19 protein-coding genes are annotated in these 22,689 nt (G+C 51.1%); 6 read left to right on the forward strand and 13 right to left on the reverse strand.

Annotated features, from left to right (window positions below; all coding sequences use genetic code 11):
- Window positions 1–155: 155 nt before the first annotated feature.
- The 5 genes from typA (at window position 156) to fabY (ending at window position 5,114) form a co-directional block, all read left to right on the forward strand.
- The gene (typA, locus tag P9J57_RS00530; RefSeq protein WP_014332992.1) at window positions 156–1,979 is read left to right on the forward strand and encodes a ribosome-dependent GTPase TypA; all 1,824 of its coding nucleotides are present in this window, start codon (window positions 156–158) and stop codon (window positions 1,977–1,979) included.
- Between the two features lie 224 nt (window positions 1,980–2,203).
- Window positions 2,204–2,800, forward strand: a complete 597-nt coding sequence (yihX, locus tag P9J57_RS00535) for a glucose-1-phosphatase (protein ID WP_028715920.1) — start codon at window positions 2,204–2,206, stop codon at window positions 2,798–2,800.
- Window positions 2,801–2,803: 3 nt separating this feature from the next.
- The gene (locus P9J57_RS00540) at window positions 2,804–3,673 is read left to right on the forward strand and encodes a virulence factor BrkB family protein (RefSeq protein ID WP_013027778.1); all 870 of its coding nucleotides are present in this window, start codon (window positions 2,804–2,806) and stop codon (window positions 3,671–3,673) included.
- Entirely contained in the window at window positions 3,670–4,107 is a 438-nt protein-coding gene (dtd, locus tag P9J57_RS00545; protein WP_013027777.1) for a D-aminoacyl-tRNA deacylase, read from the forward strand. The genes P9J57_RS00540 and dtd overlap by 4 nt, the downstream gene beginning before the upstream one ends.
- 59 nt (window positions 4,108–4,166) lie before the next feature.
- Window positions 4,167–5,114 (forward strand): fatty acid biosynthesis protein FabY, encoded by a 948-nt coding sequence (gene fabY, locus P9J57_RS00550; protein WP_026020958.1) that lies wholly within the window; start codon window positions 4,167–4,169, stop codon window positions 5,112–5,114.
- Window positions 5,115–5,147: 33 nt separating this feature from the next.
- Here the strand turns inward: fabY and P9J57_RS00555 are convergent, their stop codons facing one another.
- The 7 genes from P9J57_RS00555 to gmk form a co-directional block, all read right to left on the reverse strand.
- Window positions 5,148–6,827 (reverse strand): AsmA family protein, encoded by a 1,680-nt coding sequence (locus P9J57_RS00555; protein ID WP_028715919.1) that lies wholly within the window; start codon window positions 6,825–6,827, stop codon window positions 5,148–5,150.
- 111 nt (window positions 6,828–6,938) lie between these two features.
- Complete coding sequence (locus P9J57_RS00560; protein WP_483279364.1) at window positions 6,939–8,318, reverse strand: nucleobase:cation symporter-2 family protein; 1,380 nt, start codon at window positions 8,316–8,318, stop codon at window positions 6,939–6,941.
- 84 nt (window positions 8,319–8,402) lie between these two features.
- Window positions 8,403–10,481 carry an ATP-dependent DNA helicase RecG gene (gene recG / locus P9J57_RS00565; RefSeq protein ID WP_019105385.1) on the reverse strand — a complete coding sequence of 693 codons (2,079 nt, stop codon included), beginning with the start codon at window positions 10,479–10,481 and terminating at the stop codon, window positions 8,403–8,405.
- On the reverse strand, window positions 10,478–11,179 hold the full coding sequence (gene trmH / locus P9J57_RS00570; protein WP_014332997.1) for a tRNA (guanosine(18)-2'-O)-methyltransferase TrmH: 702 nt from the start codon (window positions 11,177–11,179) through the stop codon (window positions 10,478–10,480). The genes recG and trmH overlap by 4 nt, the downstream gene beginning before the upstream one ends.
- Before the next feature lie 3 nt (window positions 11,180–11,182).
- Entirely contained in the window at window positions 11,183–13,291 is a 2,109-nt protein-coding gene (spoT, locus tag P9J57_RS00575; RefSeq protein ID WP_013027771.1) for a bifunctional GTP diphosphokinase/guanosine-3',5'-bis pyrophosphate 3'-pyrophosphohydrolase, read from the reverse strand.
- A 20-nt stretch (window positions 13,292–13,311) separates the two neighbouring features.
- Window positions 13,312–13,587 (reverse strand): DNA-directed RNA polymerase subunit omega, encoded by a 276-nt coding sequence (gene rpoZ, locus P9J57_RS00580; RefSeq protein WP_003851346.1) that lies wholly within the window; start codon window positions 13,585–13,587, stop codon window positions 13,312–13,314.
- Between the two features lie 54 nt (window positions 13,588–13,641).
- Window positions 13,642–14,265, reverse strand: coding sequence for a guanylate kinase (gmk, locus tag P9J57_RS00585; protein ID WP_014332998.1), 624 nt, complete (start codon window positions 14,263–14,265; stop codon window positions 13,642–13,644).
- A 240-nt stretch (window positions 14,266–14,505) separates the two neighbouring features.
- On the opposite strand from gmk, the gene ligB reads away from it, so the two are divergent.
- Entirely contained in the window at window positions 14,506–16,275 is a 1,770-nt protein-coding gene (gene ligB / locus P9J57_RS00590; protein ID WP_019105386.1) for an NAD-dependent DNA ligase LigB, read from the forward strand.
- Here ligB and P9J57_RS00595 read toward each other — a convergent pair.
- The 6 genes from P9J57_RS00595 to P9J57_RS00620 all read right to left on the reverse strand — a co-directional run bounded on the left by P9J57_RS00595 (window position 16,189) and on the right by P9J57_RS00620 (window position 22,594).
- Window positions 16,189–16,806: a trimeric intracellular cation channel family protein gene (locus tag P9J57_RS00595; RefSeq protein WP_013027768.1), complete on the reverse strand. Its 618-nt coding sequence runs from the start codon at window positions 16,804–16,806 to the stop codon at window positions 16,189–16,191. The genes ligB and P9J57_RS00595 overlap by 87 nt on opposite strands.
- 456 nt (window positions 16,807–17,262) lie before the next feature.
- Complete coding sequence (locus P9J57_RS00600; protein ID WP_024471407.1) at window positions 17,263–17,925, reverse strand: oligosaccharide flippase family protein; 663 nt, start codon at window positions 17,923–17,925, stop codon at window positions 17,263–17,265.
- A 736-nt stretch (window positions 17,926–18,661) separates the two neighbouring features.
- Complete coding sequence (gene lpxP / locus P9J57_RS00605; RefSeq protein ID WP_014333004.1) at window positions 18,662–19,585, reverse strand: kdo(2)-lipid IV(A) palmitoleoyltransferase; 924 nt, start codon at window positions 19,583–19,585, stop codon at window positions 18,662–18,664.
- A gap of 517 nt (window positions 19,586–20,102) precedes the next feature.
- Complete coding sequence (locus tag P9J57_RS00610) at window positions 20,103–20,378, reverse strand: hypothetical protein (RefSeq protein WP_019105388.1); 276 nt, start codon at window positions 20,376–20,378, stop codon at window positions 20,103–20,105.
- Window positions 20,379–21,302: 924 nt separating this feature from the next.
- Complete coding sequence (locus P9J57_RS00615; protein ID WP_013027764.1) at window positions 21,303–21,782, reverse strand: DUF943 family protein; 480 nt, start codon at window positions 21,780–21,782, stop codon at window positions 21,303–21,305.
- The gene (locus P9J57_RS00620) at window positions 21,779–22,594 is read right to left on the reverse strand and encodes a DUF3289 family protein (protein ID WP_013027763.1); all 816 of its coding nucleotides are present in this window, start codon (window positions 22,592–22,594) and stop codon (window positions 21,779–21,781) included. Before P9J57_RS00620 ends, P9J57_RS00615 begins: the two co-directional genes overlap by 4 nt.
- Between the last annotated feature and the right edge of the window lie 95 nt (window positions 22,595–22,689).

Raw genomic sequence — 22,689 nt, forward strand, 5'->3', positions numbered from 1 at the left:
GTGCAAAACATCGACGCTGTGCAAATTTTGCACGCCTATTAGTGCGATTTTGCGACAATGCAATAAACTTTCAGTGAAAAGTGTGATCGTGTTCAGTCTCCCGCTTAATCCGTGTACAATACCGCGTTATTTCTAATGCCTGAGGCAAAAAAGCTGTGATCGAAAATTTGCGTAACATCGCCATCATCGCGCACGTTGACCATGGAAAGACCACCCTGGTTGATAAACTGCTGCAACAGTCCGGTACTTTCGATGCCCGTACTGAAGCCACCGAGCGCGTGATGGACTCCAATGATTTGGAGAAAGAGCGTGGGATTACCATCCTCGCAAAAAATACCGCCATTAAATGGAACGACTACCGTATCAACATCGTTGATACCCCAGGACACGCCGACTTCGGTGGTGAAGTTGAACGCGTAATGTCTATGGTGGATTCGGTACTGTTGGTTGTAGATGCGATGGATGGCCCTATGCCGCAAACCCGCTTCGTAACCAAAAAAGCGTTCGCGCATGGTTTGAAGCCGATTGTGGTTATCAACAAAGTTGACCGTCCTGGCGCGCGTCCTGATTGGGTTGTTGATCAGGTATTTGACCTGTTCGTTAACCTGGATGCGACTGACGAGCAGCTCGACTTCCCTATCATTTTCGCCTCGGCGCTGAATGGTATTGCCGGTCTTGAGCACACAGACATGGCTGACGATATGACCCCGCTGTATCAGGCTATTGTCGACCATGTATCGCCTCCACAGGTTGAAGCGGATGCCCCGCTGCAGATGCAAATCTCTCAGCTGGACTACAACAACTACCTGGGCGTTATCGGTATCGGCCGCATCAAGCGCGGTAAAGTGAAGCCTAACCAGCAAGTCACTATCATTGATAGCGAAGGTAAAACCCGTAACGGTAAAGTCGGTAAAGTGCTGACTCACCTGGGCCTGGAGCGTATTGACAGCGACCTGGCAGAAGCAGGCGATATCATTGCGATTACCGGTCTGGGCGAGCTGAACATTTCTGACACCATTTGTGATCCGCAGAACGTGCAGGCGCTGCCAGCACTGAGCGTGGATGAGCCAACGGTTACCATGTTCTTTAACGTCAACACCTCTCCGTTCTGCGGTAAAGAAGGTAAGTACGTGACGTCTCGTCAGATCCTTGAGCGTCTGAACAAAGAACTGGTTCACAACGTAGCACTGCGTGTTGAAGAAACCGAAGATGCTGACGCGTTCCGCGTATCGGGCCGTGGTGAGCTGCACCTGTCTGTTCTGATCGAGAACATGCGTCGTGAAGGTTTCGAACTGGCGGTATCCCGTCCGAAAGTTATCTTCCGCGAATTCGAAGGCCGTAAGCAAGAGCCTTTCGAGAACGTGACGCTGGATATCGAAGAAACGCATCAGGGTTCAGTCATGCAAGCCATGGGCGAGCGTAAAGGCGACCTGAAAAACATGGATCCAGATGGCAAGGGCCGCGTACGTCTTGACTACGTGATCCCAAGCCGTGGCCTGATCGGTTTCCGTAACGAATTTATGACCATGACCTCAGGTACCGGTCTGCTGTACTCCACCTTCAGTCACTACGATGATATTCGTGCGGGCGAAGTGGGCCAGCGTCAGAACGGCGTGCTGATCTCTAACGGTCAGGGTAAAGCGGTTGCGTTCGCCCTGTTCGGTCTGCAGGATCGCGGCAAGCTGTTCCTGGGGCACGGTGCAGAAGTTTATGAAGGCCAGATCATCGGTATTCACAGTCGTTCTAACGACCTGACTGTAAACTGCCTGACCGGTAAGAAGCTGACTAACATGCGTGCTTCCGGTACTGACGAAGCGACGACGCTGGTTCCACCTATCAAAATGACACTTGAGCAGGCTATCGAGTTCATTGATGATGACGAACTGGTCGAAGTGACCCCTCAGTCAGTGCGTATCCGTAAACGTCACCTGACTGAAAACGACCGTAAGCGTGCTTCACGCGGCGGTAAAGACGCATAACTGCGCTGTAGGAAGCCCCGTTTAAACGGGGCTTTTTTTTTCCTGCGCGATTGCTACCCAGAGTTAAATCTACCCTAAACCAGCCCGTAACTTCTTCTCTCCGCCCTTTCAACGTTGTGTCGTCGTGCCTTAATTTACTGTTTCTGTTTTTCTCGTCCAGGCTGCCTGTTCAGGCTGCGCTTTTACCGCTAGAGTGAATGATCCAGGGAACCCGAGGAGGCACCATGCTGTATATCTTTGATTTGGGCAATGTGATTATTGATATCGACTTTAACCGCGTACTGGGCGTCTGGAGTGACCTCAGCCGCGTGCCGCTGGCCTCGCTTCAAAGCCACTTCCATATGGATGACGCATTTGAACAGCATGAGCGCGGCGAAATCAGTGATGAGGCCTTTGCAGAAGCCCTGTGTGAGAAGCTGGATATCGCGCTGAGCTATGAACAGTTCGCGGCAGGCTGGCAGGCGGTTTTTGTGGGTGTCCGGCCGGAGACGCTGGCCGTAATGCACCAGCTAAGACAGGCGGGACATCGGGTGGTGATTCTCTCCAACACCAACACCCTGCACTGTACCTTCTGGCCAACGCAATATCCTGACGTACAGCAGGCGGCTGACAAGTTCTACCTGTCACAGGAGCTGGGCATGCGTAAACCTGAAGCGAGAATCTATCAGCATGTGTTAGATGCTGAAGGGGTGAGCGCCGATCAGGCCGTGTTCTTCGATGACAATGCCGCGAATATTGAGGGCGCGCGGGCGCTGGGAATTAACAGCGTGCTGGTAACCGACAGCACAACCGTGCCGGACTGGTTTGCAGGTCAGCATTAAGCCATGAAGTTACGTCATTTTCGCCCCGGGCTTCATGCGTTCTGGTTGTGGCTTAAGCTGCTGTGGAAGCGCATTGATAATGATGCCATGACGACGCAGGCAGGCAACCTGGCCTTTGTCTCGTTACTGGCGCTGGTGCCGTTGATTGCCGTGGTCTTTGCGCTGTTTGCTGCGTTTCCTGTGTTCTCTGATATTAGCGTACAGCTTAAGAACTTTATTTTTACCAACTTCATGCCCGCTGCGGGTAACACGCTGCAACGTTACCTTGAGCAGTTTGTGGCAAACGTGCACCGGATGACGGCCGTGGGCGCGGTGGGGTTGATCGTAACGGCGCTGTTGCTCATGCATTCCGTGGATTCGGCGCTGAATGCGATCTGGCGCAGCGACAAAAAGCGGCCGCTGGTCTATTCCTTTGCGGTTTACTGGATGATATTAACGCTCGGGCCCTTGCTGGCGGGTGCCAGTTTAGCCATCAGCTCTTATCTGCTGTCGCTGAAATGGATCAACGTGACGGGCGTAACCAGCCTGGTCGATCAGATGCTGCGTTTCTTTCCGCTGCTCTTATCGTGGCTGTCGTTTTGGCTGTTATACAGTATTGTCCCGACACAGCGGGTTCCTTCGCGCGATGCGTTGACGGGGGCGCTGGTCGCCGGACTGTTGTTTGAGCTGGGGAAAAAGGGCTTTGCGCTCTATGTTACGATGTTCCCGTCTTACCAGCTGATTTATGGTGTGCTGGCGGTGATCCCCATTTTATTCCTGTGGGTTTACTGGACCTGGTGTATCGTACTTCTCGGTGCGGAAATTACCGTGACCTTAGATGACTACCGCCAGTTCAAACGGCAGGAAAGAGAAAAAGAACGAGAGGACGGATGATTGCTTTAATTCAACGCGTTCAGCGTGCCAGCGTCAGTATTGATAACGCTGTTGTGGGTGAAATCGGACAGGGATTGTTAATACTGTTGGGCGTTGAAAAAGGTGATGATGACAAGCGCGCCGAGCGGCTGGCGGAGCGCGTGCTGGGCTATCGTATTTTTAGTGACGACCAGGGCAAGATGAACCTGAACGTCAAACAGGCGGGCGGCAGTGTGCTGGTGGTGTCTCAGTTTACGCTGGCTGCCGATACGCAAAAGGGCATGCGCCCCTCATTTTCCGGCGGGGCTGAGCCACAAGAAGCAGAACGGCTGTATGACTATTTCAGCGCGTGTTGCCGTCGCCATGACGTGATGACCGCGAATGGCCGTTTCGCCGCGGATATGCAGGTCGCGCTGGTCAACGACGGGCCAGTGACATTCTGGTTACAGGTATGACGCCGCATACCGCGCGGCTAAACCTCCGCCATCCCGCATCAGACCGAGAGAAACATTTTATGTATCATCTTCGTGTGCCACAAACGGCGGAAGAGCTGGATGTCTATTATCAGTTCCGCTGGGAAATGTTACGAAAGCCGCTGCATCAACCCCAGGGTTCTGAACGTGATGCCTGGGATGCGTTAGCGCATCATCAAATGGTGGTGGATGAGCAGGGTAAACCCGTTGCGGTGGGGCGACTTTACATCAATGCGGATAATGAGGCGGCGATCCGTTTTTTAGCCGTACACCCAACCGTTCAGGGGAAAGGCCTGGGCACGCTGGTGGCGATGACGCTGGAATCGGTTGCGCGTCAGGAAGGCGTCAAACGTGTGACGTGCAGTGCGCGTGAGGATGCGGTGGCGTTCTTTGCCAAGCTCGGATATGTCAATCAGGGCGAAATTACCGCTCCACAGACCACACCGGTGCGCCACTTTCTAATGATTAAGCCGGTTGTTACGCTGGATGATATCTTACACCGCGCGGACTGGTGCGGGCAGCTACAGCAGGCCTGGTACGAGCACATCCCCCTGAGTGAAAAAATGGGCGTGCGGATTCTGCAATATACCGGGCAAAAATTTATTACCACCATGCCGGAAACAGGTAATCAAAACCCGCATCATACCTTGTTTGCCGGAAGCCTGTTTTCGCTGGCCACGCTTACCGGCTGGGGGCTGATCTGGCTGCTGCTGCGTGAGCGCCATCTCGGTGGCACCATTATTCTGGCCGATGCGCATATTCGCTATAGCCGTCCGATCACCGGCAGGCCGGGTGCTATTGCCGACCTTGGCTCACTGAGTGGCGATCTCGATCGCCTGGCACGGGGTCGCAAAGCCCGTGTTCAACTGGACGTGCAGCTATTCGGTGATGATGAGTGTGGTGCGGTATTTGAAGCCGTGTACATCGTGTTGCCTGTGGATCCGGACGGACCGCTCGAAGAGGGCGGCTCAGGGGCGCGCATCAATTAAACGACAGGGCCGCGATTGCGGCCCTGTGTGTTTTTACCTGACCTGACCTGCCTGCATGGTCTGCTGCAGTTGCTGGCTGTCTGTATTCACCGACAGCGTGGCGTTAACTGACGGTGCCAGCGGCTGATCGGCCTTCAGGGAGGCATTCAGGCGCAGCTGGAAATTGCTGTCGCCTTCCAGAGGAAGGGCGGGCCAGCCCCAGTTTTGCAAGACATTGACGGGCACGCCGCGACCAGTCAGGTTAAGGCTAACCGGGCGGTCGGTTTGCTGACCCACGGTTGCCGTGCCTTCCAGTAAACCCTTAGCGCTAAACGCGCTGAGTTCCGTCACCCTGATCTGCCGATCGTCAGCCTCCAGCGCAATGGACGGATGGCGTAAATCCGTACGGTTAAAAGTCGATTCCGCTGCATTCAGGCTCAGTTTCCCTGACCAGATCCCCCATTGATGCTGGCGGGCCAACTGCAGATTCTCACCATTGCCATCCAGTGAGGTAAGCTGGAAAGGAAACGCAGGATTGATGTCGATAATCAAATTGCGGTTTGAGGTGAAACGGGTCACGGTAATCCCATCCAGCCAGTCAGGAAGGGGATCCTGCCATAACGCCCGCCAATTCTGTGGCAGCGTATATTCCAGGCCCGCGACGGCCAGGTTATTCAGTGTTAAGCGTCTGTCGTTACGTGACCAGTTACCGTCAGCCCGGATCACGCCGTTGGCCCAGCGTGAGCTGAACTGGGTCAGGGCAATCCCCTGTGGCGAGAAGTCCATATTGATAATGGGATCGTTGAGCTCGAATTTGCCATTGATAAAGTTGCCTGCGTTCATCGCCAGTGAGCCATCCTGACTCTGCCAGTCCCGGCCTTTCCAACTGATATTTTTCAATGTCAGATCGAGATCGGTTACCGCCCAGTCAGGGCCCTGCAGCCGGGCATCGGTAATATCGACGCGGTTCAGCGTAACTGAGGGCACCTCTTCAAACGGCTTCAGGAAATCGACAAGCGAGCTGGCGGTTTGCAAACGGATATCGTTCAGGCGGAGCTGATTGATCTTCCAGTTTCCCTGCGCATCGCGCTCTCCGTTACCGGTCATCGAGCCCCGGGCTAAATCCGCGCCGATGTTGCTAAACGTCATACGGCCCTGGGACACGTTGCCCTGAATCAGCACGTTTTCACCTGCCACGCTATTGAGCGTCATCTTGCCTGCACTCATCTGGAACTGTGCATCTCTACCCAGCACATCGTCGGGCAAGGGTTTCCACGGCAGAATGCCGCCATTCACCTGCAGTGCGGAAAGCGGTAAAACGGAAGCGGGACTGTCGATGCGCATGTTGTTCAGTTGCAGGCGATCGGCCTGCACGGGTAAGGCGCTATTCCTGGCCAGATTGGTCAGGTTAACCTCACCGTCACGGAGCTCTATGCTGGCAAAATGGAAGGGATCGCTGAACTGCATCAGGGCGATGCCAAGATCGACGCGTTTGGCGACCAGCACGGCCGGTTGTCCGTCATGGCCAAAACTGAAGTCATCCAGAATAATGTGTGTAGGTGATGAAAAGTTATGTTCGATTTTGCTCAGCGACAGATGCCATTCCGTTTTGTCGCTCACCCAACGGCTAAACCAGCCCGCGCCCCACTGTGTTTGCAGCAGTACATACAGCACCACTAACGCAAACAGTAGTAGTAACAATAAGGTAAGGAAAAACTTTCCTATAAATTTCATCGTATCCTTCCCGGGTTCAGTCCGCTGAAAGGTTGTTATGCCTGAATTATCGTTATAGCTCAACCGCCTGGATGTAAATCAGCATAAATAGCAGGCAGGCCGCAGCCTGCCTTAAAACGACTTTTCCGGTGGAAAGACGAGATTAAGCACAATCGCTGTGATGCCCCCTGCGGCAATGCCGGAAGACAGTAAGGTTTTCAACCAGTCCGGTGCAAACTGCAAAATCAGCGGTTGCTGTGACACGCCAAGTCCTGCGGCCAGTGAGAGGGCGATAATCATGATTGCACGCCGGTTGAGCGGCTCTCTGGAGACAATACGTACGCCGGATGCGGCGATGGTACCAAACATCACGATAGTTGCGCCGCCCAGAACCGGCTCAGGAATATGCTGCACCAGTCCACTCACCGCCGGAAACAGACCCAGCAGGATAAGCATCAGCGCTACAACAAAACCAACATAGCGGCTGGCAACGCCGGTCAGCTGGATAACGCCGTTATTCTGCCCAAAACAGGAGTTAGGAAAGGTATTAAACAGGGCAGAGACAAAGGAGTTCAGGCCGTTAGCGAGCACGCCGCCTTTCAGGCGCTTCATATAGATGGGGCCGCTCACCGGTTGTTCCGATACATCTGAGGTTGCGGTGATATCACCAATCGTTTCCAGCGAGGTCACCATAAACACCAGCATGAGCGGGATGAGCAGATTCCAGTCAAAACCCAGACCGTAATAAAGCGGAGTCGGCAACGCCACGATCGGCTGATCGGCCGGTGTGCTGATGGATGGCAGCATATTCATCGCCCAGGCCAGCAGGTAGCCCACCGCCATTGCAATCACCAGGGAGGCAACGCGGAGATAAGGATTTTTTTGACGGTTCAGAAGGATAATCACGACCAGAACGACGCCGGCCAGCAGCAGGTTTTTCGGTGCGCCGAAACTGTGATCGTTCATGGCGGCAAAGCCGCCGCCGACGGAGGTGAGGCCAACCTGAATAAGCGATAACCCAATGATCATTACGACAATACCGGACACCAGGGGCGTGATGATACGGCGAGCCAGGTGCAGCACCCGTGACAGTACCATTTCCGTGCAGGATGCGATCATCAGCGTTCCAAACAGCGCCGCCATCATCGTGGGCACATCTGCGCCGCCGTTCTTCAGCGCCATCCCACCCATAATCAGCGGTGTGACAAAGTTAAAGCTGGTGCCCTGAATAGACAGCAAACCTGAGCCAACCGGCCCCCACGTTTTAATTTGCAGCACTGAGGCTACGCCAGAGGCAAACAGAGACATGCTGATGATGTGCTGTGTGTCCTGCGCCGGTAAACCCAATGCCTGGCAGATGAGCAGCGCGGGCGTAATCACCGCGACGAACATGGCCAGCAAATGCTGACCGGCTGCAAACAGGGTTTGCGCAAGCGGCGGGCGATCTTCCAGGCGGTAGATCAGTTCACTTTTACTGGCGGATGAGGAGGCTGGCTGCTGATTGGTCGACATTGTAACGGTTCCCAAAAAAAGTGAGGCGATTGTAATCTGCAACGGCTCAAAAGCAAACGTTTGCTAACGGTGGCAAAAAAAGTGTCAGGCGTTGCTGTAGCGGCCGGTTTCCGGCAGCCAGCGCTCGATTAGGGCGTGTGCCTGTTCAGGATAGTGCTGGTGGATATGCCGTGCGACGCGTTGAACTTCAGGAATCATGGCCTGATCGCGCAGGAGATCGGCAACCTTAAACTCAGCATTACCGGTCTGGCGCGTTCCCAACAGTTCACCCGGCCCCCGAATCTCCAGATCGTGTTGGGCAATCACAAAGCCGTCGTTGCTGTCGCGTAGCACCTGCAAACGCTTCTGCGCCGTTTTGCTCAGCGGCGCTTTGTACAGCAGCACACAGTGAGAGGCAACCGCACCCCGTCCCACGCGTCCGCGTAGCTGGTGCAGCTGAGCCAGCCCAAGCCGTTCCGGGTTTTCAATAATCATCAGGCTGGCGTTTGGCACGTCCACGCCGACTTCAATTACGGTAGTAGCGATTAACAGCTGGATCTCGTTCGCTTTGAAAGCCTGCATGACTGCCAGCTTTTCCGCCGGTTTCATACGACCATGCACCAGTCCCACCCGCAAATCAGGCAGCGCCACGTTGAGTTCTTCCCATGTGGCTTCTGCCGCCTGGGCTTCCAGCAGGTCCGATTCTTCAATCAACGTACAGACCCAGTAAGCCTGACGGCCCTCGTGACAGGCCTTTTGTACGCGCTCAATAATCTCACTGCGACGGCTGTCCGGAATGGCAACGGTCGTGACCGGCGTCCTGCCTGGCGGCAATTCGTCAATGGTTGATGTATCCAGATCGGCATAGGCGGTCATGGCCAGCGTGCGCGGAATGGGAGTGGCGGTCATGATCAGCTGATGGGGATGAAAGCCCTGCTCCTCCCCCTTTTCCCATAGCGCGAGCCGTTGATGAACACCAAACCGGTGTTGCTCATCAATAATCACCAGCGCCAGCCCGTTGAACTTCACCTGCTCCTGAAACAGTGCATGTGTGCCAACGACCATGGCGACACTACCGCTCGCGATGGCATCCTGCTGCGCCTGACGCGCTTTGCCTTTTTGTTTACCTGCCAGCCAGCCGACTTCCAGACCCAGTGGCGCGAGCCATTGACGAAAATTGATTGCATGCTGTTCGGCCAGCAACTCTGTCGGTGCCATCATCGCCACCTGTTTGCCGTGAGCAATAACGTTCAGGGCGGCGAGGGCGGCAACTAACGTTTTTCCTGAGCCGACGTCTCCCTGGACCAATCTCAACATGGGGAAGTCATTGGCCAGGTCTTTCTCAATCTCGGCGACCACGCGTTTTTGGGCAGAAGTGGGCGAAAAAGGCAGAGCGGCCAGTAACTGGTCACTCAATGTGTGCCGGGCAGGCATGGGCAGAGCATAATGGCGCTGTGCGCCAGCCCGAACCGCCAACATACTCAGGTTATGCGCCAGCAGTTCTTCCAGAATCAGCCTGCGCTGCGCAGGATGGTGCCCGCTTTCAAGTTCGCTGAGTTTCACATCTGGCGGTGGCCGATGCAGCGTATGTAAGGCCTCGGGCAGGCTGATCAGTCCGCCGCTTAACGCCTGCGGCAACAGTTCCGTAATCGGGCAGTTTTCCAGCAAAGTTAACGCCTGGTCGGTAAGGTTGCGCATCGTCGCCTGACGAATGCCATCAGTTGTGGGATAAACGGGCGTCAGGGTTTCTTCCAGCGTCACAGTGCTGTGCTCGCCCTGTACACGGTATTCCGGATGAATGATTTCTGCACCGCGCTGGCCACGTTTTATTTCACCATAGGCGGTGACACGTCTGCCCGGCGCGAGGCTGTTTTTCATCCCGGCATTAAAGTTGAAGAAGCGCATGCTCAGCACGCCGCTGCCGTCACTGATTTGGCACACCATCATGCGCCGGCGGCCAAAAGTAATCTCGGTATGCAGGACATCGCCTTCAACAGTTGCCCAAATGCCCGGTAACAGGTCATTAATGGCATAAAGTTGGGTACGATCTTCATAACGCAGGGGAAGGTGAAGCAGTAAATCCTGAATGGTATGCAGGCCAATTTTAGCCAGCTTTGCCGCCTGACTGGCGCCGACGCCGGTCAGGGTACTGAGCGGGATGGCATCCAGCAGACGGCCTTTCATTTCTTACTTCTGCCTGTAGATTGCATCGTTGCCCACCAGGTTTCATCGGCTTCTATCTCGCCCTGAGCATTGATATAAGGATACGGCATGCGCTTGTGCTTTGCCACGCGGGCCAGAACGGGATAGCCGCCCTCAAACAGCAGGCGCTGTTGCTCTTCCGGGGCTAAAAGGCTGGCCTGACGTTGATACATACCGGCATTTTGACGCTGGCGCTGCGCTTCATAAAGAATCAGGGCAGATGCAACGGAAACGTTGAGTGACTGAACCATACCGACCATCGGAATAATGATATGACGATCGGCCAACGCCAGAGCTTCATCAGTAATACCGGTTTTTTCCTGCCCCATCAAAATGCAGGTGGGTTTGGTGTAATCAATCTCACGAAAATCCACGGCGTCAGCAGAGAGGTTGGTCGCCAGTATCTGCATGTTTTGCGTTTTAAGATGGCTAATGGCGTCGTTGATTGAGCGATGCGTTACCACGTTCACCCAACTGTTACTGCCGGCTGATGCCGAAGCCTGAGTGCGCATGCGCTGGCTGGGCCATACGGCATGGACCTCATGAATCCCCACCGCGTCGGCGGTACGAATGACAGCGGAAACGTTATGAGGCTTATGCACCTGCTCCATGCAGACGGTAAGGTCGTGCTGGCGCAGGGCCAGCATTTCCTGGATACGAGCAAAGCGTTGAGGATTCATGCACTAGTTACGGTTGCGGTGAACTTTGATCACATCCGGCATCACACGAATCTTACGCATGATATTCGCCAGGTGGACGCGATCGCGTGCGGTCAGACGGATAAAGGCACTGTAAACGCGGCCATCGCGCTCTTCGGTATTCAGACTCTGAATATTGGATCCGGCGGTATTAATGGCTGCCGTGAGATTAGCCAGTGCACCCTGGTGGTTAAACATATCCACCTTGATCTCAGCCACAAACTCCTGTTCGGTGACTTTATCCCACTCTACCGGCATGAATTTTTCTGGCTCTTTTTGGTAGCCGCGAATATTTCGACAGGATTCATGGTGAACAACCAGGCCTTTACCGGGGCTGACGTGAGCGACAATGGGATCGCCAGGAATAGGGCGACAGCATTTCGCAAAGGTAATCAGCACACCGTCTGCACCTTTGATGGGCAGCTTGCCTTGTTTTTTGTTATTGCTGAGCGTGCTGGTGTCGGTCTGGAGCAGGTTCTTGGCCACGACCACGCTCATTGCATTACCCAGACCGATTTCCGCTAACAGATCGTCCAGTGACGTCAGTTTCATGCGATCAAGCTCATGCTTGATGTTTTCAGCCGGTACTTCCGCCAGTTTACGACTGCCGCCCATTGCATGGCTGAGCAGGCGACGTCCCAGGTTTACCGAGTCTTCGCGCTTGAGGTTTTTCAGTAGCTGACGGATCTTAGCGCGAGCTTTGGAACTGACCACGAAGTTGAGCCAGGCGGCGTTAGGACGCGCGCCGGGCGCGGTGATGATCTCGATAGTTTGGCCGCTGGTGAGCGTCTGAGACAGCGGATAAGGCTGACGATCAACGCGCGCGCCTACACAAGCATGACCAATATCGGTATGTACCGCGTAGGCGAAATCGACCGGCGTGGAGCCTGTCGGCAGTTCGACGATACGGCCTTCTGGCGTAAAGACGTAGATCTCATCCGGGAAGAGATCGGATTTCACGCTTTCGATGAATTCAAATGAACTGCCGGCGCTCTGTTGCAGTTCAAGCAGGCTTTGCAGCCAACGCTGAGCGCGGATTTGCGCCGTGGTACCGCTTTCGCCTGCCTGCTTATAGGCCCAGTGCGCGGCAACCCCCATTTCAGCCATCTGATCCATATCTTCGGTACGGATTTGCACCTCAACCGGTACGCCATGTGGCCCGATCATCGAGGTATGCAAAGATTGATAGCCGTTAGCTTTGGGGATTGCAATATAGTCTTTTACCCGGCCCGGACGCGGCTTGTACAAGCTGTGCATCTGACCCAGCACGCGATAACAGGTATCTAAATCTTTGACGATAACGCGAAAGGCATAGATATCCATGATCGAGTGAAAACGCTGCTCTTTGAGCGTCATTTTGCGGTAGATAGAGTAAAGGTGCTTTTCGCGCCCACTTACCCGGCAGGGGATACCGGCTTCCTGCAGGCGGCCATCGATTTCAGAGAGGATTTTTTGAATCATCTCTTTACGGTTGCCGCGGGCCGCTTTCACGACCTCTTTAATCACCCGAAAACGATTGGGATAGAGCGCTTCAAAACCGAGCTCTTCCAGTTCTGTTTTTAGGTGATGAATACCCAGGCGGTGCGCCAGTGGACTGTATATTTCCAGCGTTTCGAGCGCGATGCGACGACGTTTATCGGGACGTAACGACCCGAGCGTTCGCATGTTGTGGGTACGGTCAGCCAGCTTGATGAGAATGACACGGATATCCTGCACCATTGCCATAATCATCTTGCGGAAGTTCTCTGCCTGCGCCTCTTTCTTGTCACGGAATTTCAGCTTATCCAGCTTTGAAACGCCTTCAACCAGTTCGGCAACGCTCTTGCCAAACAGCTGTTCCATATCCTGATAGGTGGCTGGCGTGTCTTCAATAACATCGTGCAAAAGCGCGGCCATGAGCGTTTCATGGTCGAGCTTCATTTCTGCCAGAATACAGGCTACTGCAACAGGATGGGTGATGTAAGGCTCGCCGCTGGAGCGTGTCTGTCCCTCGTGGGCATCACGTGACACAAGATAAGCTTGCTTGAGGCGCTTAATCTGGTCCTCAGGCAAGTATTGTTCAATCAGTTGATTGAGACTTTCAAACAGATACAAGGTTGACCTGCAGCTAGCTGTTAACGACGACCTTCAGCGATAGCGGTAACGGCCTGTAACTCAGCGGCTTCCTGCTCTTGCTGCTCCTGACGATCACGCACATCTAAAATCTGATTGGTGACCAAACCTTCTTCGATTTCGCGCAGTGCGATAACGGTAGGTTTATCGTTCTCTTCCGGAACCAGCGGATCTTTTCCGCCTACCTGCATCTGACGTGCACGACGTGCAGCGACCAACACCAGGTCAAAACGATTACCAACTTTTTCTACTGCGTCCTGAACGGTTACGCGTGCCATAGGTGTGCTACTCCACAGATGAAGAAATGACTCGGCATCATACTGAAACTGGGTTCAGACTGCCAACAGTTTGCTGATTAAAGCATCATGGCGCGCTTTCTGACGGGCCATGCGCAGACGTTCTGCGCGAATAATGGTTTTCAGATCCGATAACGCCAGATCAAAATCATCATTCACAATTAAATAGTCGTATTCGGCGTAGTGGCTCATTTCTGCCACGGCCTGTGCCATCCGACGCGCAATGACCTCTTCGCTGTCCTGACCGCGACCACGCAGGCGACGATCCAGTTCTTCTTTCGAAGGCGGCAAGACAAATATGCTGCGCGCTTCTGGCATCTTAGCGCGAATTTGCTGCGCGCCCTGCCAGTCAATATCAAGAAAAACGTCCACGCCGGTCGCCAGGACCTGTTCAATTGCCTTACGCGAGGTGCCGTAATAGTTGTCGAAAACTTTCGCGTGCTCCAGAAAAGCATCTTCCGCGATCATTTTTTCGAACTCATGCTGTTGAACAAAGAAGTAATGTTCACCATGCGCTTCGCCCGGACGCATACCACGGGTGGTATGGGAAACAGACACTTGCGTATCATACAGCGGCTGCGTTTTTAACAGTGCCTGAATCAGACTGGATTTTCCTGCACCACTGGGCGCAGAAACAATATAGAGCGTACCTTGGGCCATGATTTTCTTGAATTGATTAAGTGCGGAGTCGGTTTCCTGCACAGTATACACAGCTTCCCCGCCCCACGCAGCGTTTGCGCCATCCTCAAAGCGAAAAGTTTATGCGACATGCTACGTAGCCCAGCCTGCAGCAGCTGAAAACACAACTCTTTGTTCGCCTAACCCGTTCCAGAACACCGGAACAGGGCTGGCTCAGCCTGATGTTCAGAGATTGAATGGTTCAAAATCAGGAGGTGACGGATGAGAGGGATGTTTATTGTTGGGCTGCTACTGATATTTAGCACGTTTTCTTCCCTTGCGGCTTTGTGCCCCGCCTGGACGTCAGCGCGTGCCGTCAGTGAGATCGCGCATTTGCAACAGCAACTTCGGCAGTGGGATAAGGCGTATTTCCAGCAAGGGCGCTCGCTGGTTAGTGACGCAGACTACGATAGCTTGCAGCAGCGGCTTAACCACTGGCAGCGCTGTTTTACTCAGGCTGCGGATGAATATGTGCCTGCCTTGCCTGAGGACGGTACGCAGTGGCATCCCGTTGCGCACACCGGCGTTAAAAAAGTACGGGATAAACGTGCGCTGGGTTACTGGATGCAGGCACGAAACGATCTTTGGGTACAACCAAAAATCGATGGCGTTGCCGTCTCCCTGATCTATCGACAGGGAAAACTGGTCTCGCTAATCAGCCGCGGCGATGGGTTACACGGCGAGCAGTGGCTGGCGAAAGCCCGTAATATTCCTGCCATTCCATCGGTTATCGACAGTCAGCAAGGCAGCATCGTACTGCAGGGCGAGCTTTTTTTGAGGATGACCGGTCATCAGCAGGCTGTGGACGGCGGCAGGAATGCCAGAGCCCGTGTGGCAGGGGCAATGATGAGCCAGGCTGACTCGCCGCTGCTGGCACAACTGGGTATTTTTATCTGGAGTTGGCCTGACGGGCCGGCGAGTATGCCTGAACGTCTGGCCCGGTTGAGCTCATGGGGCTTTGACCTCGCCAGCCACTGGACTCAACCCGTTCAGGATGAAGAGGATGCGGCAAGCTGGCGCGAGCGCTGGTTTCACGCGCCCTTGCCTTTTGTTACCGACGGTATTGTTGTGCACCAGGCTGCCCGCCCGGCAGGAAAGTACTGGCAGCCCGGTGAGGGTGAGTGGGCCATCGCCTGGAAATACCAGCCACCGGAGGTGAGCAGTGAGGTACGATCCGTAGATTTCTCAATAGGACGAACGGGAAAGGTGGCGGTCGTACTGAATATTCAGCCCGTTCAGCTTGATGACAAAACCGTCAGGCGTGTCAACATAGGGTCGTTAAAACGCTGGCGAGAGAAGGATGTCATCGCGGGAGATCAGGTGACGGTTAGCCTGGCAGGACAGGGAATTCCCCGGCTGGAGCGCGTTATCTGGCGCGTGGCGCAGCGTGATTACCCTGAGCCACCGGGTTCTGAGCACTTCACTCATCTGAGTTGTTATACGTTAACGCCGGATTGCCATCGCCAGTTACTGGCTCGCCTGAGCTGGCTGAGTCAAAAGTTCGTGCTGAATATTCCCGGCGTTCAGCGCAGCACCTGGCAGCGACTACTGGATACCGGTTGTATTACGCACCTGTTTTCCTGGCTGACGATTACGCCAGAACAGATTGCCGCTGCAGCAGGCATCTCCTCTGAAAGAGCACAGCAAATCTGGCATAGGTTCGAATTGACCCGCCAGCAACCTTTGCGTCGCTGGGTTAACGCATTGGGCATCGCGTTGCCCCAAAAGGCACTTCGCGCCCTGGCCGATAAAGAGTGGGAACCCTTGCTGGCTCGTGATGTGCAAACCTGGCAAGCGCTGCCCGGCGTGGGCGCAAGGCGTGCTGAACGCATTGCCGCACAATTTCAGGATGCCGGGCTGCGGAAGTTGATTACCTTTTTGCAGCAGCAGGGCATCCCGGCATCATCAGTGTTCAGGGTGGGGATAATTGAAGATGGGCAAGCCGAGTCGAAACCGCAGTGCCAGCAGGCGGGCAAAGAAACCGAAAAGTAAGGTGATGATGATCACCAGCTCATGTGCCAGAGGCGTTTTCAGTAGCAGGATGTACATCCAGCCAGAAGCGAAAGCGATACCGGCGTAAAGCTCTTTTTGAAAAACCAGCGGGATACGATTACAAAACATATCACGCAAAACCCCACCAAATACGCCGGTGATGACGGCACTTATCGCGGCAATGATCATGGCATGACCTGAATCCAGCGCAACCTGAGCGCCAATGATGGAGAACACCACCAGACCCAGCGCATCCAGAACCAGAAATACCTTGCGCAGATGTGTCATCAACGGCGCGGCAAAGGTGGTCACCACGGCAGCCGCGGCGACGATCATGATGTACTCAGGATGCTTTACCCAACCCAGTGGATAATGGCCAAGCAGAATATCGCGTACTGAACCCCCGCCTATCGCGGTCACAGAAGCAATAATGATCACGCCAAACAGGTCCATTTTACGACGGCCGGCGGCAAGTGCACCCGTCATCGCTTCAGCGGTGATACCAATGATATAGAGAACAGTAAGTAACATAGCAGGCTCCAGGAAGACGGCGGCAAGGCTACGCCACTGAAGAGCACGGCGCGACTGAGATTTTCTGTTAGTTACGTTAAAAGTATTAGTAAAAATTATCCCGTTCTGGATAAGACATTAATAATCAATAAGGTGCATGGGGGAAGACACCAGTAGAGATGAAATTTTTTATTGGTTTTAATCCAGACACGCCAGGGGGCGCTGACGCATTGCCCTGATCTTGCTCTCTGCCATGACATTATGTTGGTCTAAACAGGGAAAGGAAACAACGCAAGAAAGCCATGCAGGGTGAAACCCTGTTGGGTGAATGGCAGCCCGCATGCAGAAGCCGGTGAAAAGCAGGACAGAATCCGCAGGAATAACCAATAACGGAAAGGGCTGTGTGTTCTCAAAAAAACGTGCTGACTGGCAGCACGTGAAGCCCTTTTTTCAGATGCCTGAAGTCCAAATACCTTCTTATCGCGGTACGTTCCTGATACAAACCTGGAAAAAGGTTTTCAGATTAAATTGATACTCGGGTTGAAACCAGACCCGGCCATAACAGCAGTAAGCCAGCATCCTTACTGAAATCATTGCCAGATAGCCCCATAACGCGCATAACACTGAAGGCGTGCTCCACACAGTCAGCAGCGTAATGATCAGTCCAACGAATACGGATGATATTTCACAAAAAGCGATATCGGAATACTGCTTTTCGCGCTGCAAGATCGCGCGGTAATGTTGACCCTGAGGGATGATAATAAAGATGACCGCTGCCATCTCCAGCATCATGGTAATCTCTGGCTGGTTAAAAAGATGATCGGCAACAATGCCGGAAATAAAAAGCGCAGAAAAAATGAGGAGGCCCATTAACACATTCCCCCAATATATGACAGACAACGTATTGTCGGAGAGGGGAGAATAGCGAATCACTTTGTTTGAAAAACCGCGATCCGCCAGTGTATCTATGACCAAAAGGCCGGCAATCACGACAGCCAGAAAATTGAATGCTTCTGCCTGCAGGAATTTACCCAGCAGGGAAAGTTGCAACACGCCAATGCTTAAGATTTTTATTGATGAAAGAAAGGGCCATTTAGCGTCAATAATATTTATTTTACGTATAGCCATGGTTTTTTCCATCGTGTAAATAATTATAGTGGTAAGCGGAGGTGAAATCCTGGCTTAGCGTTTGGTCTGTTTATACAGTTTATATTAACGGTCAAGCTGATGCTGTCGCGAACGGATCTATAGCGCGCATATTTCCCCTGGTGATGCTGAATCCCTGTTGTTGTTTTAATTATCCAGACGTCATTCATAATTATAACATTCATGATGCCATAATGAACATTACTGAACGCCTTTGTTATTTCGTTATATAAGTATTGCTGTGTGTAGGTGATTTATAGCGCTTTTTATTAGAAATAACATCATAAGGAAAATCTGATATGCGATTTGAGATAGGCGTTAATATTGAGTAACTGCATGATGTTTTTTGACTGACAGATAAAATCTACATATTTATTTGTGCCAGAATTCGGTGTGACTATCCAGCATAAAAGAGTGTGGAATAAAAAAGGCTTTTAAACACTGTACATAGGCACGCTGTGAAAGCGTGAGCCAGGATTTTTCCGCTTTAAAATGCTTAAGCAGCAGCAAAGCATAAACACGTTTGTTACGCGCGTGAGGGGTAAATACTTAAACATTCTGAACATAAAAAACCGGAGCGTAAGAATGACTCAACCGCTGTACTGGCAAATTCGCCTTAGGCAGTGATTAAAGAACGCAGGGAAAGGCGAGGCTGAACCTGCCTTGTTTGCCGTAACGGTAAAACAAATCCCGCCTGAAAAAGTAAAGCAGGCAAGAGCCTGCTTTGTCTTTATACGTAAAGAGACGCTTCACCCGGTGGGCGCGTTTTAAACCGGCGATGTAGCCAGAGGTACTGCTCCGGCGCGCGCATAATCTGGCTTTCGATCACCTTATTCATGTAAGCAGCAGCGGCTGATTCATCTTTGTGAGGATAGTTTTCCAGAATCGGCTCAATAATCAGTTTATAGCCATCGTTGCCGGGATTACGAATCAGCATGATTGGCACCATAGCCGGCTTGGCCAGGCGGGATAAAACATAGGTACCGTTCGTTGTCGCTGCTTTCTCAACGGCAAACAGTGGCGCAAATGTACTGCCTTTAGGGCCGTAATCCTGGTCCGGCGCAAACCAGACGGATTCACCCTGCTTAAGTGCCTGCACCATGCCGCGCAGATCGCGACGGTCAATCATCGCCTTGTTGGAACGCATCCGGCCTTTGGTTTGTACGTATTCCATCGCGCGGTTGTTATGCGGACGGTACATAGCCATCATCGGCTGACACAACCCGCTGATGCGGCCACCCAGCTCTAAGGACATAAAATGGATGCCGATTAACATCACGCCACGGCCTTCATTTTGAGCTGAATAGAGGTTTGCAAGGCCAGAGACGTTGAATAAACGTTTAACCGCATGATCAGGCCAGAACCAGGCAATACCCGTTTCAACCAGTGCCATACCGAGAGAGGCAAAATTACCCGCGATCATGCTTTCTTTTTCTTCGTCACTGATAAAAGGAAAGCAGAGTTCAATATTACGACGGGTTATACGCTCTCGGCGCTGAAGGAAATGACGGGAAAGTTTACCGGCACCTGCACCCAATCTCATCAGAACAGGATAAGGGAGTTGAACCAGAAGCCAGAGAATGCCTAGACCGAACCATGTAAACCAATAACGCGGGTGTAAAAGTGTGCTGCTGAACTGCCTGGTGTTTTTCATCATTGACCTTAAAGGATTGATGGATGTAACGCAAAAAGACCCATTCCTTAAGTTCCCAAGCGGTACGGCTGTACTAACTACGACCAGCACTTTATCAAAAAGTGCCCTCTGTCACAGTGAGCTTTCGTCATCCTGTGGATTAAGACGATCGATGGAATGGCCTACTGAACGAACAAAACAGGGTGGTGTTTTATTTTTTAATGATTTAAAAACAACGTCTTAAGTATACTCTTGTAAAGCCAGAACGTTAAGGGAAGCGTAGGGAAATTAAGACAGTTCTGTACTCACAAGCTAAAATCTTTTCGAAAAACTTACATTCAGAGTGGCAAAATTCTAAAAATTGGCTAAGGACGAGTATGCGCCGGGATGTGATGAAAAGCGACATGATCCGTGCGATAAGTGATTTCGGCAGATCATAAGAGGAGAGAGTAAGGACATGCGTCTTCACAGGCTATACACGTCTGTCCCCGTACGTCACATCATAGCCTGAAAGAACATGCTGTACAAAAAAGGAGCGCTAGTAGTAATTCACAGTCATCATGCGGTAATTACCGACTTTTTTTAACTGCATCGTGCCCAGCTTGAATGGCAAAGATTGCTGGCTGTCATTCAACCCTAGGGTGGCAGCTTCGGTTTTACCCCCTCTTGTGCAGCTTTGCTTAATCTGAGAATGAACAATCAGGGTATCACATCCGGTCTCCACAATAGCACCACGAAAAGTGATTTGGCCGCCAGTTGCAAATGACGAGGATGATAATGCCATTAAGACAAATACATAAGTTAGTTTTTTCATGGCTTCACACTCTGTGTTGATTTTCATAAACAAAGAACGGCACCAAATAATAAAACTTTAGTCGATCGTGCTTTTTTATTTTTTAAAAATTATTTTATACGATAGTGTGAGTGATTTAGCACTTACAGACTCTTATTAATGCCGATTTCTGGAAGAAGCTTAGTGGATTATAGTTCACCACCTTATGGGCATTTTTTTTCTTAGTAAGATTTTCTCTTTTTTAACAAATCCGCCTGAATACTGGGCGGTAAATCACAAAATAACCGTTTCAATAAGGCGTATGAAAATTGGGGTGCAGGTAGGCTGAAATGCGGCATACAGGTCATGTATCACCCAGATGAAAACATGTTCATTATCCGTACTTGAATTGTTGTGCGTCTGGGCTTCTTCGCGTTTTAGTTTCCGGCCTGCTTATCACATCTCACTATCCGGTTAGCGAAGGTTCTTCGGTGAGGACGGTTTACTTAAGAAATAAGGAGGCCTTGCCGAGAGGGCTGCATAATACTGACGATAAAAATCAATTCCATGTTCCGTTAAAAAAGGGAGCACCGAAAATGATAAGTTAACACTAAAGGGTTACAGATTTTATCTGTCTGACCAGAAAGCATCAGTAAAACGGGCGCCCAGTGCGCTTACAGCAGGTTGTTGAGCCTTTTTTACGCGCCTAAATTTGCTGAGCAGCAATGTGAAAAGTCCGCTATTACAAGGACTTGATAATGATGAAGTGACGTAGTAAACGCTATAAAGCGAAATTATCTATTACTCGATATTTTGGATTTGAATGTTGATTAAAATAAAATAAATGCTATTTATCATCATCTTAATGAGTTGATCTGTGACGGGGTTACCATTTTACTCCCCAATCAACTCCCCATTTATAACAGTGGCAAGCTGTTCAGCTCGCCAGGTTACAGATTACATCTGTCATTGAATGGTTGTCTTTGATCTTTCACCTTTCATGAGTTCACCAGAAGGTTTCCGATAGTAAGATTCGGTTCCTATCCGGTAATAGGTATAGCCATCCTTTGTCTTAGTTATGTCCATGATCCAATTAGACTTATCAATACAATTTTCTTCTGTATTCATGTCATCGAAGCATAGTAAATAATCTGTATCATGATCTGGAAAAATACCTGAATTTTTAGGGGCAAGCTTTTGATATCTTCCGTCAAACTTCCAGATTGAAACAAAGTAAGTTTCAGCGGATGAGAGGGTTTTAGCTCCATTATTATCCCACCACTCAATTTTACTACTATCACTGAAAGGCATGTTTTTAACTAAAAATTCTTTATTAGAGCCAGTGCCGTGAACGGCAAGGACCTTAGTGGAATTAAAAAAATTCAAATAGAAGAATACAAGAATAATAGCTGCTAATATAAATATTATAATTTTTCTGGCTTTCATCCATTCCTCCGGCTACTAATTTCAAACTCGGCTTTCATATTTGTAAAAAAAGGTTTAAATGCAAATTTTTCCCATCGTTGGAGCACAAACCAGATGCGGAATGCCCTAATATAGTGAAACTTCATATTCATAATGTCAGTTTTGTCGAGACCAAAATGATCTTGTCCCGTAAAAGTTACTTTCGCTACATAACCACTCTCAGTGATATCAATTTTAGTGAGTTGTATCTTTGTGGCATATATGTCATGTATAGACATTCCTAATCCATTAAAGCTATCTGCCCATCTGTTAAACTTAGGAAGTATTGAATTTCCTATTGCTTTAGTTATTGAATCTTTGTCGGCATCAGATAAGCCATTTTTTACATCAATGGCAACCTTATCGAGCATAGACTGGATTATTTTTAGCGAAGATAACGGAGAGGATTGTTCGTTTAATATCAAACTTTTATATGCACTATCAAGAAAAGGGCTGGAATAGCTTTTTCCATTGCCATGATAAAAATGCTTTACAAGATTATTAAATAAATTATGTTGCCCTAAGTAATATGTAGGCAATGACACTCGAAGAAACTCATCGAAAAGGATTTGAGCAATTACCGTTTTTGATTTTGGTTGGGATTTACGGAAGGAACTAAATATTGAGACTTCCTCTCCAGTCCACGGATCAACGACATCAGAAACATCATCAAGACCTAAGTCGCTTCTAAGCTGTTTTTCAGTAAGATCGCCACATTGCATATCATCAGAGCTGTGGTCATTGAACTGATGCTTAGTCTGATAAAGTGTGACTGGGAACACCATAGCTGACATAATAACTTCCTTATGATATTAATTTTCAGACCAAACTCTTACTTGTGAAGGTAGATCCAAATCTTTAAATATCGTCATGTCTGTAAACTTAGTTC

The organism is Pantoea sp. nfd-35, from assembly GCF_056892255.1.

Coding starts and splice junctions, on each gene's coding strand:
- yihX (WP_028715920.1), top strand. CDS start 2,204: ATGCTGTATATCTTTGATTTGGGCAATGTGATTATTGATATCGACTTT.
- P9J57_RS00540 (WP_013027778.1), top strand. CDS start 2,804: ATGAAGTTACGTCATTTTCGCCCCGGGCTTCATGCGTTCTGGTTGTGG.
- dtd (WP_013027777.1), top strand. CDS start 3,670: ATGATTGCTTTAATTCAACGCGTTCAGCGTGCCAGCGTCAGTATTGAT.
- fabY (WP_026020958.1), top strand. CDS start 4,167: ATGTATCATCTTCGTGTGCCACAAACGGCGGAAGAGCTGGATGTCTAT.
- P9J57_RS00555 (WP_028715919.1), bottom strand. CDS start 6,827: ATGAAATTTATAGGAAAGTTTTTCCTTACCTTATTGTTACTACTACTG.
- P9J57_RS00560 (WP_483279364.1), bottom strand. CDS start 8,318: ATGTCGACCAATCAGCAGCCAGCCTCCTCATCCGCCAGTAAAAGTGAA.
- recG (WP_019105385.1), bottom strand. CDS start 10,481: ATGAAAGGCCGTCTGCTGGATGCCATCCCGCTCAGTACCCTGACCGGC.
- trmH (WP_014332997.1), bottom strand. CDS start 11,179: ATGAATCCTCAACGCTTTGCTCGTATCCAGGAAATGCTGGCCCTGCGC.
- rpoZ (WP_003851346.1), bottom strand. CDS start 13,587: ATGGCACGCGTAACCGTTCAGGACGCAGTAGAAAAAGTTGGTAATCGT.
- gmk (WP_014332998.1), bottom strand. CDS start 14,265: ATGGCCCAAGGTACGCTCTATATTGTTTCTGCGCCCAGTGGTGCAGGA.
- ligB (WP_019105386.1), top strand. CDS start 14,506: ATGAGAGGGATGTTTATTGTTGGGCTGCTACTGATATTTAGCACGTTT.
- P9J57_RS00595 (WP_013027768.1), bottom strand. CDS start 16,806: ATGTTACTTACTGTTCTCTATATCATTGGTATCACCGCTGAAGCGATG.
- P9J57_RS00600 (WP_024471407.1), bottom strand. CDS start 17,925: ATGGAAAAAACCATGGCTATACGTAAAATAAATATTATTGACGCTAAA.
- lpxP (WP_014333004.1), bottom strand. CDS start 19,585: ATGAAAAACACCAGGCAGTTCAGCAGCACACTTTTACACCCGCGTTAT.
- P9J57_RS00610 (WP_019105388.1), bottom strand. CDS start 20,378: ATGAAAAAACTAACTTATGTATTTGTCTTAATGGCATTATCATCCTCG.
- P9J57_RS00615 (WP_013027764.1), bottom strand. CDS start 21,782: ATGAAAGCCAGAAAAATTATAATATTTATATTAGCAGCTATTATTCTT.
- P9J57_RS00620 (WP_013027763.1), bottom strand. CDS start 22,594: ATGTCAGCTATGGTGTTCCCAGTCACACTTTATCAGACTAAGCATCAG.